This is a genomic window from Prevotella sp. MA2016 (assembly GCF_000619825.1).
GTDB lineage: Bacteria > Bacteroidota > Bacteroidia > Bacteroidales > Bacteroidaceae > Prevotella.
The window spans coordinates 560,547-577,661 of the sequence record NZ_JHUW01000006.1; the positions used below are offsets into that span (position 1 = coordinate 560,547).

Below are 17,115 nucleotides of genomic sequence, written 5' to 3' on the forward strand. Positions count from 1 at the left end.
TATGAAACCATTAGTAAGTATTATCATGGGCAGCACAAGCGATCTGCCCGTTATGGAGAAAGCTTTCAAATTGCTCGAAGAGATGCAGGTACCTTTCGAGGTTAACGCTCTTTCGGCTCATCGCACTCCCGATGCAGTTGAGGAGTTTGCACGTACCGCTAAGGAGCGTGGCATCAAGGTTATTATTGCAGGTGCAGGTATGGCAGCTGCACTGCCAGGTGTTATAGCAGCTTCAACCACATTGCCCGTTATTGGTGTCCCCATCAAAGGTATGCTTGATGGTCTGGATGCAATGTTGTCTATTATCCAGATGCCTCCAGGCATCCCCGTGGCAACAGTTGGTGTGAATGGTGCTCAGAATGCTGCCATCCTGGCTGTAGAGATGATGGCCCTGGCCGATCAGGACCTGGCACAACGCTTAGCCGTCTATAAAGGCAATCTGCGTATTAAGATTGAAAAAGCTAACGAAGAACTGGCTGCAATTAAGTACCAGTTCAAAACAAACTAATGTAAAAGTTCAAAGATTAGAGTTTAATGTACAAAAGAAGACAATCGTCCGAGGCCCGTGTCGGAAGTATCGGCATTGGCGGGCAAAACCCCATTCGTATCCAGTCGATGGGTACGGTTGATACAAATAATACTGAGGGTTGTGTGGCTCAGGCCAAGCGTATTATTGATGCAGGTGGCGAGTTGGTTCGCTTTACCACTCAAGGTACTCGCGAGGCTGAGAATATGAAGAATATCTCGGCTCAGCTTAAGGCCGATGGCTATAACACACCATTGGTGGCCGATGTGCATTTTACTGCCCATACGGCTGATGTGGCAGCTCTGTATTGTGAGAAAGTACGCATCAATCCCGGCAACTATGTTGACCCTGGTCGTACGTTCAAGCATCTTGAATATACCGATGAGGAGTATGCTGCCGAGTTGCAGAAGATAGAGAAACAGCTGGTGCCTTTCCTCAATATCTGTAAGGAGCACCACACGGCTGTACGCATCGGTGTGAACCACGGTTCGCTGTCCGATCGTATCATGAGTCGCTATGGCGATACACCCGCTGGTATCGTGGAGAGCTGTATGGAGTTTCTGCGCATTTTTAAGCGTGAGAACTTCAATGATGTAGTTATCAGTATCAAAGCTTCGAATACTGTTGTGATGGTGACCACCATGCGCCTGTTGGTGCAGACCATGGAACAGGAAGATATGCACTACCCCTTGCATCTTGGTGTGACTGAGGCTGGTGAGGGTGAAGACGGTCGTATCAAGAGTGCGGTTGGCATTGGCGCCTTGTTGACAGAGGGTATTGGTGATACCATTCGCGTGTCGCTCTCTGAGGAACCTGAATGCGAAATCCCTGTAGCTCGTAAATTGGTGGATATGATACCAGAGTGCTCTGCTTTGCGCGAACAGGCCGAGGCTAGCATTAAAGACGATACTATTACGCTTGATGTAGATGCTCCTGACTGGGAAACTCTCCAGTTGAAAGCTGCCATGGCTGTAGGTGCTTTGCTGATCGATAGAAAAGCAACGAAGTTGGTTATTACCAGTCCTGCTAGTTATGTCAACTCTGATAGTTTAGTTTCTCTGGCCGATGCGATTCTGCAGGCAGCCCGCATCAAATTCACCAAGACCGAGTATATCTCATGTCCTGGCTGCGGACGTACACTTTATAACCTGCAGGAAACCATCGCCAAGATTAAGGCTGCCACCAAGGATATGGTGGGCTTGAAGATTGGTATCATGGGATGCATCGTTAATGGTCCTGGTGAGATGGCTGATGCCGACTATGGATACGTTGGCGCCGGTAGAGGAAAAATTTCGCTCTATAAGGCTAAGGAGTGTATTGAAAAGAATATCCCTGAAGAAGAAGCTGTAGAGCGTCTTATTGAATTCATCCGCAAGGATCGTGGAGAGTAGTTCCTTTAAGCACGGATTTACACGGTTTTAATAAATTAAAAGACACGGCTTTGGTATTGTGAACTAAAGCCGTGTTTCTTTATAAAAAGAGCCGTGTAAATCTGTGCCTAATAAAAATTATTTGTTTAAGATTTCCATGAGTTCCTTCATGCCTTCGCTGGCGCCTTTCTGGATTTGTGTGACACGACTGCCGGCATTGATAGGATTGGGGTCGATCAGATAGATGGGGGCATCCGGACGGGCATAATGCAGCAGACCGGCTGCCGGGTAGACCACTAGAGAGGTGCCGATGACAATCAGAATGTCGGCCTCTTGTACTTCCTCAGCAGCAATGGTGATGTTAGGAACTGCTTCGCCAAAGAACACGATAAAAGGACGCAGTAACGAACCGTCTCCAGCCTTTGTGCCAGGCTCTATCTCGCAGTTTTCGGGGGTGAGCTGAATCTGGTAGCGCGGGTCGTCAACATCGCGGCTTGAGCATACCTTCATCAGTTCACCATGCAGGTGAATAACTTTGGATGAACCAGCCATTTCGTGAAGATTATCTACATTCTGAGTGACAACTGTCACATCATAATCCTTTTCCAGTTCTGCCACCAGACGATGACCATCGTTAGGCTTTACTCCCCAGCACTTCTTACGGAGCATATTGTAAAAATTGGTAACAAGTGTAGGGTCGGCCAACCACCCTTCGTGGGTGGCAACTTTCTGAACAGGGTAATTCTCCCATAAACCATCGGCATCGCGGAAAGTCTTCAGTCCACTCTCCACCGACATGCCTGCACCAGTTAAGACAACAATCTTTTTCATAAGCAATTTTTATTTAAGCTGCTGCAAATATAGTGTTTTTTTAAAACACGAGCAACAGTGATGCAAAGAATTATATTAAAAAAATGAAAATCTATGTAACTCTGTACCTCTGTGTTCCATATTTTATATATCTTTGCATTCGATTTTTTAGAAGGTTATACATTATTAATAAATAGACAATGGATAAATTAAGTTATGCTTTAGGTCTGGGCATCGGTCAGCAGTTGGCTCAGATGGGTGCTGACAACATCAGTGCCGAGGATTTTGCACAGGCCATCAACGATGTGCTGAAGGGCAACGAGCTGAAGGTTTCACATCGTGAGGCACAGACAATCGTACAGGACTATTTCCAGAAGCAGGAGCAGAAGCTCCAGGCTGAGCGTGCCGAGAAGGGAAAGGTACATAAGGAGGCTGGCGAGAAGTTCCTCGCTGAGAATAGTAAGAAGGATGGTATCGTAACACTTCCTAGCGGTCTGCAGTATCAGGTACTGAAGGAGGGTAATGGTAAGAAGCCATCGGCTAAGGATACTGTTCAGTGCCACTATGAGGGTACACTTATCGACGGTACCGTATTTGACAGCTCTTATCAGCGTGGCGAGCCAGCTACATTTCCACTTCAGCAGGTGATTGCTGGTTGGACAGAGGGCCTGCAGCTCATGCAGGAGGGTGCTAAGTATCGTTTCTTCATCCCTTATCGTCTGGCTTATGGCGAGGGTGGTGCTGGTGCATCTATTCCTCCATTCGCAGCGCTCATCTTTGATGTTGAGTTAATACAAGTAGTTTAAAATATTAAAGAAAGCAATGAAAAAGATTTCAATTGTAGCCGCTTTGGCTATCGCTGCTGCTGGTTTTACAGCATGTGGCAACTCTACTCCTAAAGCAAGTCTGAAATCAGACGTTGATACCATGAGCTACGCCATTGGTATGGCACAGACTCAGGGTTTGAAGGAGTATCTCGTTGGTAGTCTTGATGTTGATACAGCCTACATGGCTGAGTTCATCAAGGGTTTGCAGGAAGGTGCTAACGCTGGTGACAACAAGAAGAAGGCTGCCTACTATGCAGGTATTCAGATTGGTCAGCAGATTGCAAACCGTATGATTAAGGGTATCAACCACGAAGTGTTTGGCGATGACTCTACAAAGACTATCTCGCTGAAGAACTTTATGGCTGGTTTCATCAGTGGTACTACTGGCAAAAATGGTCTGATGTCTCCCGACTCAGCTCAGGAGGTTGCTCAGCGCCTGATTCAGGAGATCAAGGCAAAGGAACTTTCAAAGACTTACGGTCCTAACAAGGAAGCTGGTGAGAAGTTCCTCGCAGCCAACGCTAAGAAAGATGGTGTGAAGACTCTGCCTAGCGGTGTTCAGTATAAGGTTATCAAGGAGGGTACTGGTGCCATTCCTGCCGATACATCACTTGTAAAGGTGCACTACGAGGGTCGTCTTATCAACGATACAATCTTTGATAGCTCATACAAGCGTGGTGAGCCTACTACATTCCGTGCCAACCAGGTTATCAAGGGGTGGACCGAGGCTCTTACACACATGCCTGCTGGTTCAGTTTGGGAGGTTTACATTCCTCAGAACCTGGCTTATGGCGAGCGTGCTCAGCGTAACATCGATCCTTTCTCAGCCCTGATTTTCAAGATTGAGCTGATTGAGGTTAATCCTAAGAAGTAAAAAATGAAAAAATCATTGATACTTGCACTCGCCCTCGTGGCGGGTGCTTCTTTATCTACAGTAGATGCCGCCAAGAAAAAGAAGGTGGTAAAGATAGAGAAGGAGCAGCCTGTAGTGGCACCTTTCCAGTTGTTGTCTAGTTCAGATTCTCTTAGCTATACTGCTGGTATGGGTAGCACCATGGGTCTAATCAACTATCTGCTCGAACAGAAAGTTGATACTGCCTATATGGCTGATTTTGTGCGTGGCTTCCAGGAGACGGTAACACAGAATACCGATGATCCTAAGGTGAAAGCTTATCTGATGGGTACAACCATCGCTCAGCAGCTGCGCGAGCGTATGTTGCCTGGTCTTAAGAAGGAACTGGAAGGAAGTGCAGACTCTGTGATTGATAACACTTTCTATAAGGGTTTTGTTGATGCTTTGATGCAGGACACAACTTTCTATAAGGTGAATGATGCAGAGATGTATTTCAGAGCCAAGCTTCAGGCCAATCAGGCTGAAAAGGAAGAGCGTCTTTATGGTGCCAATCGTGAAGCTGGAAGAAATTTTCTGGCAGAGAATGCTAAGAAGGATGGTGTGATCACACTGCCCAGCGGACTGCAGTACAAGGTGCTGACCCAGGGCAATGGTGCTGTGCCAACCACTAGCGATAAGGTACAGGTGCATTATGAAGGTCGACTGATTGATGGTACAGTGTTTGACGCCTCGAAGAATCATGGCGACGAGCCAACCGAGTTCCGTCCTACTGACGTTATCAAAGGTTGGACCGAGGCACTTACCATGATGCCAGTAGGTTCGAAGTGGCAGGTTTATATCCCCTTTGAATTGGCTTACGGCAAGCGCGAAGCTGGTCAGATCAAGCCTTACAGTGCATTGATTTTCGATATTGAATTGGTAGGAATTGTAGGTGATAAACCTGAAGCTGCTAAGAATACGAAAACAAAGAAAAAAGCTAAGAAATAAGCTGAGAAATAAGTAAGTGTGTCACGAAAGTGGCACACTTTTTTCATTTTTTCTTCAAAAAAGTTGCATTATTCGATTAATTTGCTTACTTTTGCTAACAAAATGTAACCAAGAGGGAGTTAAAATGGAAAAAATTGACTTTTTGGACAAGAAGATTCTTAGTATTCTTTCTAAGAATGCGCGCATTCCTTTTAAGGATGTAGCCGCAGAGTGTAATGTGTCCCGTGCTGCTATTCATCAGCGTGTTCAGCATTTGATTGATGCTGATGTGATAACCGGTAGTGGTTTTGATGTGAATCCTAAAAGCCTAGGCTATTCTACCTGTACCTATGTAGGTATCAACCTTGAGAGAGGTTCGATGTACAAAGAAGTAGTTGAGCGCTTACAGCACATCCCCGAGGTGGTAGAGTGTCACTTTACCACAGGTCCTTATACGATGATGGTTAAGCTCTATGCTAAAGATAATGAGCAACTGATGGACCTGCTGAATGGAAAATTGCAGGGTATTCCAGGTGTTGTGGCCACTGAGACGCTGATCTCATTGGAACAGAGTCTGAAGCGTGAGATTCCTATCGTACTTGACGAAGATGAGAAGAAGCTATGAGCAGATTTGACCTTCAGTCGCATCTGAACGATGTGTATGCTCATTTTCCTGAGGCAGAAAACAGACCTGTTATCGGCATTACTGGTAATTACGAGGACCTGACTTGTAAGTTAGGTCAGGGATATTATCAGTCTGTAGTCGAGGCAGGTGGTGTGCCGGTTGTCATTCCGCCTGTAGCTGACAAGCATGTTATTATCAATACTCTGGAGCATATCGATGCCCTTATTCTGAGTGGTGGCGCTGATATCAACCCTCTATGGGCTGGTGAAGAGCCTTCACCCCAACTGCATGGTATCAATCAGACACGTGATCTGCCGGAATTGTTGATAGCCCGATTAGCTTACAATCGTCAGATACCTATGTTGGGTATCTGTCGTGGTATTCAGACATTGGCTACCGCTTTGGGAGGTAAGGTCAAACAGGATATTGGTGATGTGGCAACCATTAAGCATTCGCAAGATGCTGATCGCTCTGAGCCTACGCATAGCGTGAATATTAACGAAGACTCTGTCTTATTCGGGATTTGCCAGTCTGCGAAAATAATGGTGAATTCGTTCCATCATCAAGCAGTGGTTGAACCTGGCGAAAAGTTCAGAGTAGTCGCTCTGTCGCCAGATGGTATCATCGAAGCGATGGAGAGTAGCGAGTTTAAGTCGATATTGGGTGTACAGTGGCATCCTGAGTGCATGGCAGAGGGTTTGCCTCTGTTCCAGTGGCTTGTTGCTGAAGCCAAGAGTTTCCATGCCGCTCGCAAAACGCATGAGCGTGTACTTACACTCGATACTCATTGTGATACCCCTATGTTTTTCCCTCAAGGTATCCATTTCAATCATCGTGACCCTAAGATTCTGGTTGACTTGCATAAGATGACTGAAGGTCACCAGGATGCAACCATCATGGTGGCCTATCTGCCTCAGCCTACTGAGAATCCTACGGCTTTTGCTGATAGTATTTTCGACCAGATAGAGGTGATTGTTAGTCAGAATAGTGATCATATTCGTATTGCCAGCACACCGCAGGATCTTTGGATGAATAAGCATCTGGGTCTGAAGAGCATCATGCTGGGTATCGAGAATGGTATTGCTATAGATGGAAAACTCGAAAATCTGCAGCATTTTGTGGACCGCGGCATTGTGTATATGACGCTTTGCCATAATGGCGATAATGATATTTGCGACTCAGCATCTAAGACGCAGCACACGCATCATGGTGTGAGCTCGTTTGGTGAGCAGGTCATCAAGGAGATGAATCGTCTGGGTGTACTGGTGGATATGAGTCATGCTGGCGAGGAAAGCTTCTACCAGGCATTGGAGATAAGTAGCATGCCTATTGTATGCAGTCACTCTTCAGCGCGTGCACTTTGTGATCATCCACGCAATCTGACCGACGAGCAGATGCGTGCCCTTGCCAAGAAGGGTGGTGTGGCGCAAACCACCATCTATCATGGCTTTCTGAAGAAGGATGGCGAGGCTACCATCAACGATGTGATAGCTCACTTGGAGCATGCCATCGATGTGATGGGTATCGACCATGTAGGCTTGGGAACAGATTTTGATGGTGATGGCGGCGTGAGAGGCTTAGCCGATTCGTCGGAGTTGATTAATTTTACACGTAGATTGCTGGCGCGCCGTTTCAGCGAGCAGGACATCCAGAAGATTTGGGGTGGCAACTTCTTGCGCGTGATGGCCGAATGCCAAAAGGTAAGAAAATAATGATGAACAAGAATATCTTTGCACTTCTAACACTTGTGCTTTTTGTGGTGAGTTGTGGAAATCTTCGTAAGCAGACATCTGACGACACTGCAACCTTGCAGCCTGTTGGTCCTGCATTTTGTGCTGATAGTGCTTTCCAGTACTGTCAGGCTCAGTGTGATTTTGGTCCAAGAACCATGAACAGTAAGGCACACGACGAATGTGAGAAGTGGATTATATCTAAGTTCAAGAGTTATGGTATGGAGGTGATGGCCCAGAAAGCTGTGCTGAAAGGCTATGATGGCACCGCGCTTAACAGTACCAATATCATTGCCAGCTATCGCCCCGATTTGAAGGAGCGCGTTTTGCTGTGCGCCCATTGGGATAGTCGTCCTTGGGCCGATAATGACCCCGATGAGGCTAATTGGAAAACGCCTGTGCTGGCAGCTAATGATGGTGCTTCTGGTGTGGCTGTTATGCTAGAGGTAGCAAGACTGCTTGCTGGCGATACCTTGAATCTTGGTGTTGATTTTATCTGTTTCGATGCTGAAGACTGGGGTGTGCCACAGTGGAGTGATGACAATTATGATGGCGATTCGTGGGCGCTTGGTGCACAGTATTGGTCGGCCAATCTGCATCAGAAGGGCTACAAGGCGCGCTTTGGTATTCTGCTTGATATGGTAGGCGGGCAGGGAGCTCAGTTCTATAAGGAGGCCATGTCTGTTCAGTATGCCAGCAGTATTGTTGATAAGGTGTGGCGTGCTGCTCAGGTGGTGGGCTATGGTAGTTTCTTCCCCTCACAGCTTGGCACAGGTGTAACCGATGATCATATCGCTGTAAACACCAAAGCGAAGATCCCTACTATCGATATTATTCCGTATTATCCGAATTGCGAGCAGAGTAGCTTCGGACCTACTTGGCATACCATCAACGACGATATGGACCATATCGATAAGAATACCCTACAGGCTGTAGGGCAGACGCTTATCCAAGTGCTTTTCTCTGAAAAGTAACCTTGCTCTTATTTGGGTTGCTCTGCTTCTAGTTTCTCAACCGCTCCTGTCAGCGGGTTGAGAAGCAGACGAGTGGTGTATCTCTTATTGAACAGTGCACCACTCAGCAACTCTACATTTCCAAACTGGCCAGCAGCAAACTCGTTGACCAGTATCTGGTTCTTTGCATCGAAGATGGTGGAGCGCATCTTACCTGGCACATTTACATAGATGCCCGACTGCTGTGGCTTGGCAGCCTTCTTAGGATCGACAGGAGCTGGCTCATCAACAGTCTTCAAGTCTTCTATATTAATATAGTAAGGTGTGCCTGAAAGATCATCACTATCCACCAGTCCCAGGTCATAAGAGAAGCGGAACAGTACATCACGTTTTGTGGGCTTGTCAACCATGTAGGTGATGCTATGGGTGGTGGTGTCGCACAGAGTAACGCCGGTAAACAGACTTGTCAGCGCTTCGTTCTGCGTGTTCAGCTCCTGTAGCATCAGTTTGAGCTGTTCGCCGTCTTTAGGCATAAAGTCTGCCTGTCCTTTAGCCAGCATACTCCTGCTTTCGCGTATCTCGTAGATCTCTTGAGCGGTCAGTTCGGCCATTTTAGCTGTGCTGCCTGCCGATAGAATCTCTTCGTTCAGATAAGATTTTGGCGATCTTGTAGAGCGTAGAGTGGGAAGTGTGGCGAGAGGTTTGTTAGCTGTTTGCGGCTTTACGTCGGTATTGATGGCCAGCAGTATGCCTTCGTCCGAAATACGGACATTGCAGGCCGATGTCTTAGCATCGAACTTTACTGCATAGCATTTCGAAGTGTCAGCCATAGCAAATGGCTCTTGCTTTACTGATATGATGCGATACTTGACAGATGGCTTGGCTGATACATCCTTGATACGCAAGTATTTCTCGGAATACTTGCAGAACTCTCCAGGTGTATAACTTGTCTTCTCTATCTGCAGCGTGATGCGGATAGCTGTTTTGGGCAGATAATAAACTGCGCCCTCACTGGTGACGCCTGGTTTGTATGTACTGATAACAGTCTGAGCCAGCGAGCTGGCAGTGCCTAATACTAAGGCTATGATAAAAGTGCTAAATCTTTTCATTCAGTAAGTCGTTTAAAAGCATATGGTAAGTACTGAATCAGATCGCTGGCGATAACGCTCTCCTCGCCAAGTTCGCGAGCAGCAATGTCGCCAGCCAGTCCGTGCAAGTACATTCCCACGATACATGCGTTTTCTTGATTATAGCCACGAGCCAGCAAGCCTGTGATGATGCCTGTCAGCACGTCGCCACTACCAGCAGTAGCCATGCCGGCATTGCCAGTAGAGTTAAAGATGATATGTCCATCAGGCAGACAGAGTGAACTGTGATGCCCTTTTAGTAGCACGTAGCCCTGGATGCGCTCTGCCAGGTCGCGTGCTTTCATCAGTCGTTCAAAACTGTCGTTTGAGTGTCCTTCCAAGCGGTCGAACTCCTTGATGTGTGGTGTCATGATGATGCCCTTGGGCAGTTGTTGCAGCCATGCACGATGATTGGCCAGAATGTTTATCGCATCAGCATCGGCCACTATGGGGCATTGGGTGCGTCGAAGTTGAGCGATGATGGCGATAGCCGTCTGTTCGCTGGTGCCTAAGCCAGGACCGATACCAAGCGCCTTGAATTCCTCTGTGTCCACAGCTTCAGAGAACGAAGTCTCCTCCCTGTCAAACTGGATGATGGCTTCTGGTACGCTGATCTGCAGGATGCTGCTGTTTCGCTTTGGTGTGTGAGCATATACTTTGCCGGCTCCTGCTCTTAGACAGGCTTTGGTGGCTAAGACCGATGCGCCGCACATGCCATAGCTGCCAGCAATGATGAGCGCACTGCCCATGGTTCCTTTGTGTACAAACGGGTCGCGCTTTAGCATTCGCTGGCGGATATCACTCTCCTCTAGCAGTGTGTAGTTGGCATCAATCTTGTTCATGCCTTCTTTGCTTAGGCGGATGTCGAGCACCTTTAACTTGCCGATGAATATCTGGTTTTCAGGGAAAAGGAATGACAACTTAGGCAGCTGTAGCGTGAGCGTCATGTTGGCACGGATGATGTTGGCTCTCACATTATAGGTGTTGTCCTCCGTCATCAATCCAGATGGTACATCTAAGCTGACAACCTGGGCTGGCGAGGCATTGATGTATTTTACGAGCGACGAAAAACCACCAGCTAATGGCTTGTTGAGTCCTGAGCCAAACAGACCATCTACCACGAGCATGCCTTCTTCCAGATGTGGAGGTTCAAATTCCTGAGTGACCTCTATGAGAGCTCTTGAGCGTTTCTCAATCAGGCGCCTTTTGTTTATCAAACAGTCTTCTGAGAGATGCCCGGTAATATTAAAAAGGTAAACCACCACCTCGTAGTTCATGTCTATCAGCATGCGGGCTACAGCCAGTGCGTCGCCACCGTTATTGCCTGGTCCGGCAAATACGATAACGGGCGTAGTATAGCCCCAGCTATTGGAGATAGCTTGGGTCAGGGCTTTTGCTGCTCGTTCCATCAGGTCGATAGACTTAATGGGTTCGTTCTCTATGGTGAATTTGTCCAATTCATGGACTTGTGCGCTCGTAAATATCTTCATAATGGTGCAAAAATACGAAAAAAAAGCTAATGAATGACGGAGTTTGGCAGATTTTTTGTAATTTTGCACAAATTTTTAATTCTTTCAGCATATGAGCATCGTTAAGTTAAAGGATAAGACATTTAAAATCTCCATTACAGAAGCCGAGATAAAAGAGCGAATTAAGGCTGTGGCTCAGCAGATGAGCAAGGATCTTGAGGGTAAGAATCCGCTTTTGTTGGGTGTACTCAATGGCTCGTTTATTTTTGCTGCCGATCTGATGCGTGAAATGACCATCCCTTGTGAGATTTCGTTTGTTAAGTTGGCTTCTTATCAGGGAACCACTTCTACAGGAAAGATTAAGGAGGTTTTTGGTATCAATGAAGACTTAACTAACCGTACGATTGTGATTGTTGAGGATATTGTGGAGAGCGGTCTCACCATGAAGCAGATGATTGAATCGCTGGGCACTCGTAATCCAGCCTCTATTCATATCTGTACGCTTTTCTTCAAACCTTGCAAGCTGAAGGAAGATATTCATCCGGAGTATGTGGCTTTCAGTATTCCTGACGATTTTATCGTTGGCTATGGTCTCGATTACGATCAGCAGGGTAGAGGCTTGAAGGATGTTTATACCATTGTAGAGTAAAATAAATTTAAATACTTAATCAAACTAAATCAGGATAATGAAGAATATCGTTATTTTTGGTGCTCCTGGCTCAGGCAAGGGAACACAGAGTGATAAGATGATTGAGAAGTACGGTTTGAACCATATCTCAACTGGTGACGTGCTTCGTGGTGAAATCAAGAATGGTACCGAGCTTGGTAAGACAGCTGCCGCTTACATTGAGAAGGGTCAGCTGATTCCTGACGAGCTGATGGTAAATATTCTTGCATCTGTTTACGATAGCTTCGGTCGTGATAGCAAGGGCGTTATCTTTGATGGCTTTCCCCGTACTATCCCACAGGCTGAGGCTCTGAAAAAGATGCTCGACGAGCGTGGCGACAAGGTTGCTGCTATGATTGAGCTCGACGTTCCAGAGGACGAGCTGATGAAGCGTCTCATCCTGCGTGGTCAGCAGAGTGGCCGTGCTGATGATAATGAGGAGACCATCAAGAAACGCCTCGTGGTTTACCACTCTCAGACAATGCCTCTCATCGAGTGGTATAAGAACGAGGGTGTTCACTATCACATTGACGGTCTGGGTGAGCTCGACCGCATCTTTGCAGACATTTGCAATGTAATTGACAATATCTAAATGGAGAGTAACTTCGTAGACTACGTAAAGATTATGTGCCGCTCTGGTAAGGGTGGTAAGGGTAGTATGCATCTGCGCCATGTGAAGTATAATCCCAATGGTGGTCCCGACGGTGGCGATGGTGGCAAGGGCGGAAGCATTATTCTGCGTGGCAACCATAATTACTGGACGCTGCTTCACTTGAAATACGAGCGCCATATCTTTGCCGAACATGGCGGAAATGGTGGTCGCGACAAGTGTCATGGTACCGATGGTAAAGATGTTTACATCGATGTGCCTTGTGGTACTGTGGTGTATAATGCCGAGACTGGTAAGTACGTCTGCGATGTTACATACGATGGTCAGGAAGTGATGCTGCTGAAGGGTGGTCGTGGTGGACTGGGTAATTTCCAGTTCCGCACAGCTACTAATCAGGCGCCCCGCTATGCGCAGCCTGGTGAGCCCATGCAGGAGATGACCATCATCTTAGAATTGAAACTCTTAGCTGATGTAGGCTTGGTAGGTTTTCCTAATGCAGGAAAATCTACCTTGGTCTCATCGTTGTCGAATGCTAAGCCTAAGATTGCCAACTACCCCTTTACTACGATGGAACCTTCGCTGGGTATCGTAGGCTATCGCGATAACAAGTCGTTTGTGATGGCCGATATCCCTGGTATTATCGAGGGTGCTTCTGAAGGTAAGGGCTTGGGACTTAGATTCTTACGCCATATCGAGCGCAACTCGCTCTTGCTGTTTATGGTACCTGGCGATACCGATGATATCAAGCGTGAGTATGAGATTCTGCTCAACGAGCTGCAGCAGTTCAATCCAGAGATGCTCGACAAGCATCGTGTGCTGGCTGTTACCAAGTGCGACCTGCTTGATGATGAGTTGATTGAGATGCTGAAGGAGACCCTGCCTCAGGATCTCCCGGTAGTGTTTATCTCGGCTGTAACTGGTTATGGTCTTGATGAACTGAAAGATGTGCTTTGGAATGAGTTGAATGCCGAGAGCAACAAGCTCAGCGTCATCACCTCAGAGGATTCGCTGGTACATCGCGACAAGGATATGAGCCGATTTGCTCAGGAGCTTGCCGACGAGGGCGAAGACGAGGAAATTGAGTATCTCGACGAGGATGATATCGAAGATATCGAGGACTTCGAGTACGAGGATTTTGATGACGAGGCATAACATTCCTCAACTAATTTTATCATTTTTTTAAAAAATTACCGATTTATATTTTTAAATCGGATTTTTTTTATATCTTTGCACCGAAATTTAAACAATCCGGATTTTTATCCGCTATTTATTTAATTAAAACAGTTCTAGATTTATGCAGAAAAGATTGCTCTTTCTGGTTGCTATGATGTTAACGTTTTCGCTAACATTGATGGCACAAATCACAACTTCAAGTATGGCTGGAAAGGTGACCCTCGACAATGCGAATGGAGAGGAAGTCATTGGTGCTACAGTTGTGGCTGTACACGAGCCTTCAGGTACTCGTTACACAGCGGTGACTAATACCACAGGTCGTTTCTCGATCAATGGTATGCGTACTGGTGGTCCTTACGCTGTGACCATCTCTTACATTGGTTTCCAGCCTCGAACAATTAAGGGTATTACCCTTCAGTTGGCTGAAACTTACAACTTGAATGTCTTCCTTACTGAGGATGCTACTGAGCTTGCCGAGGTTGTAGTAAGCGGTAAAGCTTCTAAGTTTGCTGCCGAGAAGACAGGTGCTGCTACCAACATCAACAGCACACAGATTACTAACTTGCCAACTGTTAGCCGCTCTATCACAGATGTTACTCGTCTGTCGCCTTACGGTGGTAATGGCATGAGCTTCGCAGGTGCTGATGGCCGTACAGCCAACTTCACTGTGGATGGTGCTAACTTTAACAACAACTTTGGTTTGAGCGCAAATCTGCCTGGTGGTGGTAACCCAATCTCTATCGATGCTATCGAGGAGTTGCAGGTGGTTATCTCTCCATTCGATGTTCGTCAGACTAACTTCATTGGTGGTGGTGTTAACGCTATTACCAAGTCGGGTACAAACACCTTCAAGGGTAGCGCTTATGTTTATCACAAGAACGAGAATATGCAGGGAGATGCTGTAAAGCGTCAGCAGATTCAGGGTGCTCGTGAGAAGAGTCAGACCACTACTTATGGTTTCACCTTGGGTGGCCCAATCATTAAGAACAAGCTGTTCTTCTTCGTAAACGGTGAAATGATTAAGATTCCTACAGTGGTTAACCGCTGGCGTGGTTCTGAGAATGGTAAGGCTGATGCCGACAACTACGTCTCTCGTACTACCAACAAGGATCTTGAGGCTGTTTCTAAATATATGGCCAGCAAGTATGGCTATGACACCGGTTCATGGACCAGCTTCCCTGCCGATGAGAGCAACTACAAACTGTTGGCTCGCTTGGACTGGAACATCACCGATCGTCATCACTTGGCTTTGCGCTATAACTTCACAAAGAACAATGTATGGAACTCGCCTAACGCTACCTCTATGGACGGTGGTACACGTATGGCCAGTGCCCGTATCTCACAGACTTCAATGTCGTTTGCCAACACCATGTACTCTATGGAGAACAAGGTTCACTCTTGGTCACTCGACTTCAATAGCCGCCTGACAGACAACCTGTCTAACCAGTTGCTGGCTACTATCTCTAAGCTCGACGACGTTCGTGGCACTAACTCTGCTGAGTTCCCACATATCGATATCACTCGCGACGGCGATAACTACATGGCTCTGGGTTATGAGCTGTTCACATGGAACAACGCCGTTCACAACACTATCTGGAACATTAAGGACGATGTAACTTACTATGCTGGCGCTCACAAGATTATGGCTGGTATCAGCTTCGAGCATCAGATGGCCGACAACATGTATATGCGTAACGGTTCTGGTTACTATCGTTACAACCTCACCGACGACATGTACGTAGGTGGCGTGCTTCAGCCAGATATGCTGTTCAACAGCACACCTGAGGTATTCTGCTTGACCTATGGTTACGATGGTGAGAGTGCTCCTGCTGCACGTGTACAGTTCAACCGTCCTGGTATCTACGCTCAGGATGAGTGGAACATTAACGATAAGCTGAAGATCACTTACGGTCTGCGTGTTGATGGTCTGTTCTTCAATAACGACGATCTGATGACCAACAAGGCTATCTACGATCTCGACTATAACGGTCGTCATATCGATACCGGTAAGTGGCCTAAGAACAGCATTACCTTCTCTCCACGTTTCGGCTTCACCTACGACGTATTCGGTGACAAGAGCCTGAAGGTACGTGGTGGTACGGGTCTCTTCTCTGGTCGTCTGCCTCTGGTATTCTTCACCAACATGCCTACCAACGGTGGTATGGTGCAGTATCAGGCACAGATCAATGCTAAGGAAGCTGCAAAAAAGGGCTTCTCTATGGATACATTCGCTAACGGTCCAATGACTAAGGTGAGCGATATGATTACTAAGCTGCAGAGTCTGGGCTATCCTACTACTGTTAAGCCTGAGGACGGAACTGTTCCTTCTGCTGTAAACGGTGTGGATCCTAAGTTCAAGATGCCACAGGTATGGAAGTCTTCTATCGCTGTTGACTATCAGCTGCCTGTTGATTTCCCATTCACAGTAACTGTTGAGGGTATCTACAATAAGACTATCAATGGTGTTACCATCTCTGACTGGAGTATTAAGAACGTAGGTGGTTTCGCTCGCTTCAATGGCGTTGACAACCGTCCTGTATTCCCAGAGGATTTCCGCAGCGGTACCAAGGCATTCGTGCTTGAGAACACCAGCCGTGGTTATGGTTGGAGCACATCAGTTGAGTTGAAGGCTCAGCCTGCTGATTGGATTAGCTTGATGGCTGCTTACACTCACACTGTATCTAAGGAGGTTACTGGTATGCCTGGTTCTAACGCAGAGTCTGCATTCACCTATGTTCCTTCTGTTGAGGGTCCAAACAACATCAGATTGCACAACTCTCAGTATGTTACTCCTAATCGTCTGGTTGCTTCTGCTACTATCCACGACAAGTGTGGTAACCACTACAACTTCGTTTACGAGGCATGGCAGGCTGGCAACTACTCTTACATGATGCTGAACGATATGAATGGCGATGGTTATAACTACGACGCTATTTACGTTCCAACTGACGAGCAGGTTGCTAACAAAGAGTTCCGCTTCAAGACCGACGATGATGCTAAGCGCTTCATGGACTATGTTCATAAGGACAGCTACCTGAAGAAGCATCAGGGTGAGTATGCCGAGCCTTACAGCGTTTACGCTCCTTGGGTACATCGTATCGACTTCGGCTACAAGCACGACTTCAAGTTCAACGTAGGTCAGACCAAGCACATGCTGCAGCTCACCTTCGATATGAAGAACGTTCTCAACTTCTTCAACTCTGCATGGGGTGTTGCTAAGCATTTGAATCCTGAGATTGGTTCAGGTGAGGCCCGTATCCTGAAGTATGAGGGTGTTGACGCACAGGGTTATGCTACCTATTCTACACCTTCTTCAATCAATGGCAATACTCAGACCTGGACAACCAACTATAGCATCGGTCAGTGCTGGTATGCTTCTGTAGGTATCAAGTACTACTTCAATTAAGAA

Annotated in this window: 15 protein-coding genes; 12 read left to right on the forward strand and 3 right to left on the reverse strand. The window is 46.8% G+C overall.

Annotated features, from left to right (window positions below; all coding sequences use genetic code 11):
• The first annotated feature begins 1 nt into the window (after position 1).
• Both purE and ispG read left to right on the forward strand, forming a co-directional pair.
• Positions 2–508, forward strand: coding sequence for a 5-(carboxyamino)imidazole ribonucleotide mutase (gene purE / locus T360_RS0102085; protein WP_028911322.1), 507 nt, complete (start codon positions 2–4; stop codon positions 506–508).
• 26 nt (positions 509–534) lie between these two features.
• Positions 535–1,917 (forward strand): (E)-4-hydroxy-3-methylbut-2-enyl-diphosphate synthase, encoded by a 1,383-nt coding sequence (ispG, locus tag T360_RS0102090; protein ID WP_028911323.1) that lies wholly within the window; start codon positions 535–537, stop codon positions 1,915–1,917.
• 117 nt (positions 1,918–2,034) lie between these two features.
• On the opposite strand, the gene T360_RS0102095 is transcribed toward ispG, so the two are convergent.
• Positions 2,035–2,727 carry a Sir2 family NAD-dependent protein deacetylase gene (locus tag T360_RS0102095; protein WP_028911324.1) on the reverse strand — a complete coding sequence of 231 codons (693 nt, stop codon included), beginning with the start codon at positions 2,725–2,727 and terminating at the stop codon, positions 2,035–2,037.
• A gap of 179 nt (positions 2,728–2,906) precedes the next feature.
• Here T360_RS0102095 and T360_RS0102100 point away from each other — a divergent pair, with 179 nt between their 5' ends.
• From T360_RS0102100 to T360_RS0102125, 6 genes are all read left to right on the forward strand, one after another.
• Entirely contained in the window at positions 2,907–3,512 is a 606-nt protein-coding gene (locus T360_RS0102100) for an FKBP-type peptidyl-prolyl cis-trans isomerase (RefSeq protein ID WP_028911325.1), read from the forward strand.
• A 16-nt stretch (positions 3,513–3,528) separates the two neighbouring features.
• Positions 3,529–4,407, forward strand: a complete 879-nt coding sequence (locus T360_RS0102105) for an FKBP-type peptidyl-prolyl cis-trans isomerase N-terminal domain-containing protein (protein ID WP_028911326.1) — start codon at positions 3,529–3,531, stop codon at positions 4,405–4,407.
• Positions 4,408–4,410: 3 nt separating this feature from the next.
• The gene (locus T360_RS14415) at positions 4,411–5,373 is read left to right on the forward strand and encodes an FKBP-type peptidyl-prolyl cis-trans isomerase (protein ID WP_036928483.1); all 963 of its coding nucleotides are present in this window, start codon (positions 4,411–4,413) and stop codon (positions 5,371–5,373) included.
• Between the two features lie 124 nt (positions 5,374–5,497).
• A complete protein-coding gene (locus T360_RS0102115; protein WP_028911327.1) occupies positions 5,498–5,977 on the forward strand; it encodes an Lrp/AsnC family transcriptional regulator in 480 nt (159 codons plus the stop codon).
• Positions 5,974–7,689 (forward strand): membrane dipeptidase, encoded by a 1,716-nt coding sequence (locus tag T360_RS0102120; RefSeq protein WP_028911328.1) that lies wholly within the window; start codon positions 5,974–5,976, stop codon positions 7,687–7,689. The genes T360_RS0102115 and T360_RS0102120 overlap by 4 nt, the downstream gene beginning before the upstream one ends.
• Entirely contained in the window at positions 7,668–8,681 is a 1,014-nt protein-coding gene (locus T360_RS0102125; RefSeq protein WP_051523289.1) for a M28 family peptidase, read from the forward strand. Before T360_RS0102120 ends, T360_RS0102125 begins: the two co-directional genes overlap by 22 nt.
• An 8-nt stretch (positions 8,682–8,689) precedes the next feature.
• Here T360_RS0102125 and T360_RS0102130 read toward each other — a convergent pair whose 3' ends face one another.
• Together T360_RS0102130 and T360_RS0102135 are read right to left on the reverse strand one after the other, a co-directional pair.
• Positions 8,690–9,769 carry a DUF4831 family protein gene (locus T360_RS0102130; protein ID WP_028911330.1) on the reverse strand — a complete coding sequence of 360 codons (1,080 nt, stop codon included), beginning with the start codon at positions 9,767–9,769 and terminating at the stop codon, positions 8,690–8,692.
• Positions 9,766–11,277: a bifunctional ADP-dependent NAD(P)H-hydrate dehydratase/NAD(P)H-hydrate epimerase gene (locus T360_RS0102135; RefSeq protein ID WP_028911331.1), complete on the reverse strand. Its 1,512-nt coding sequence runs from the start codon at positions 11,275–11,277 to the stop codon at positions 9,766–9,768. The genes T360_RS0102130 and T360_RS0102135 overlap by 4 nt, the downstream gene beginning before the upstream one ends.
• Before the next feature lie 91 nt (positions 11,278–11,368).
• Here T360_RS0102135 and hpt point away from each other — a divergent pair, with 91 nt between their 5' ends.
• The 4 genes from hpt to T360_RS0102155 all read left to right on the forward strand — a co-directional run bounded on the left by hpt (position 11,369) and on the right by T360_RS0102155 (position 17,112).
• Positions 11,369–11,905 carry a hypoxanthine phosphoribosyltransferase gene (gene hpt, locus T360_RS0102140; protein ID WP_028911332.1) on the forward strand — a complete coding sequence of 179 codons (537 nt, stop codon included), beginning with the start codon at positions 11,369–11,371 and terminating at the stop codon, positions 11,903–11,905.
• A gap of 37 nt (positions 11,906–11,942) precedes the next feature.
• Positions 11,943–12,515, forward strand: a complete 573-nt coding sequence (locus tag T360_RS0102145; RefSeq protein WP_028911333.1) for an adenylate kinase — start codon at positions 11,943–11,945, stop codon at positions 12,513–12,515.
• Positions 12,516–13,685, forward strand: coding sequence for a GTPase ObgE (gene obgE, locus T360_RS0102150; RefSeq protein ID WP_028911334.1), 1,170 nt, complete (start codon positions 12,516–12,518; stop codon positions 13,683–13,685).
• A gap of 142 nt (positions 13,686–13,827) precedes the next feature.
• A complete protein-coding gene (locus T360_RS0102155; RefSeq protein ID WP_028911335.1) occupies positions 13,828–17,112 on the forward strand; it encodes a carboxypeptidase regulatory-like domain-containing protein in 3,285 nt (1,094 codons plus the stop codon).
• Positions 17,113–17,115: the final 3 nt, after the last annotated feature.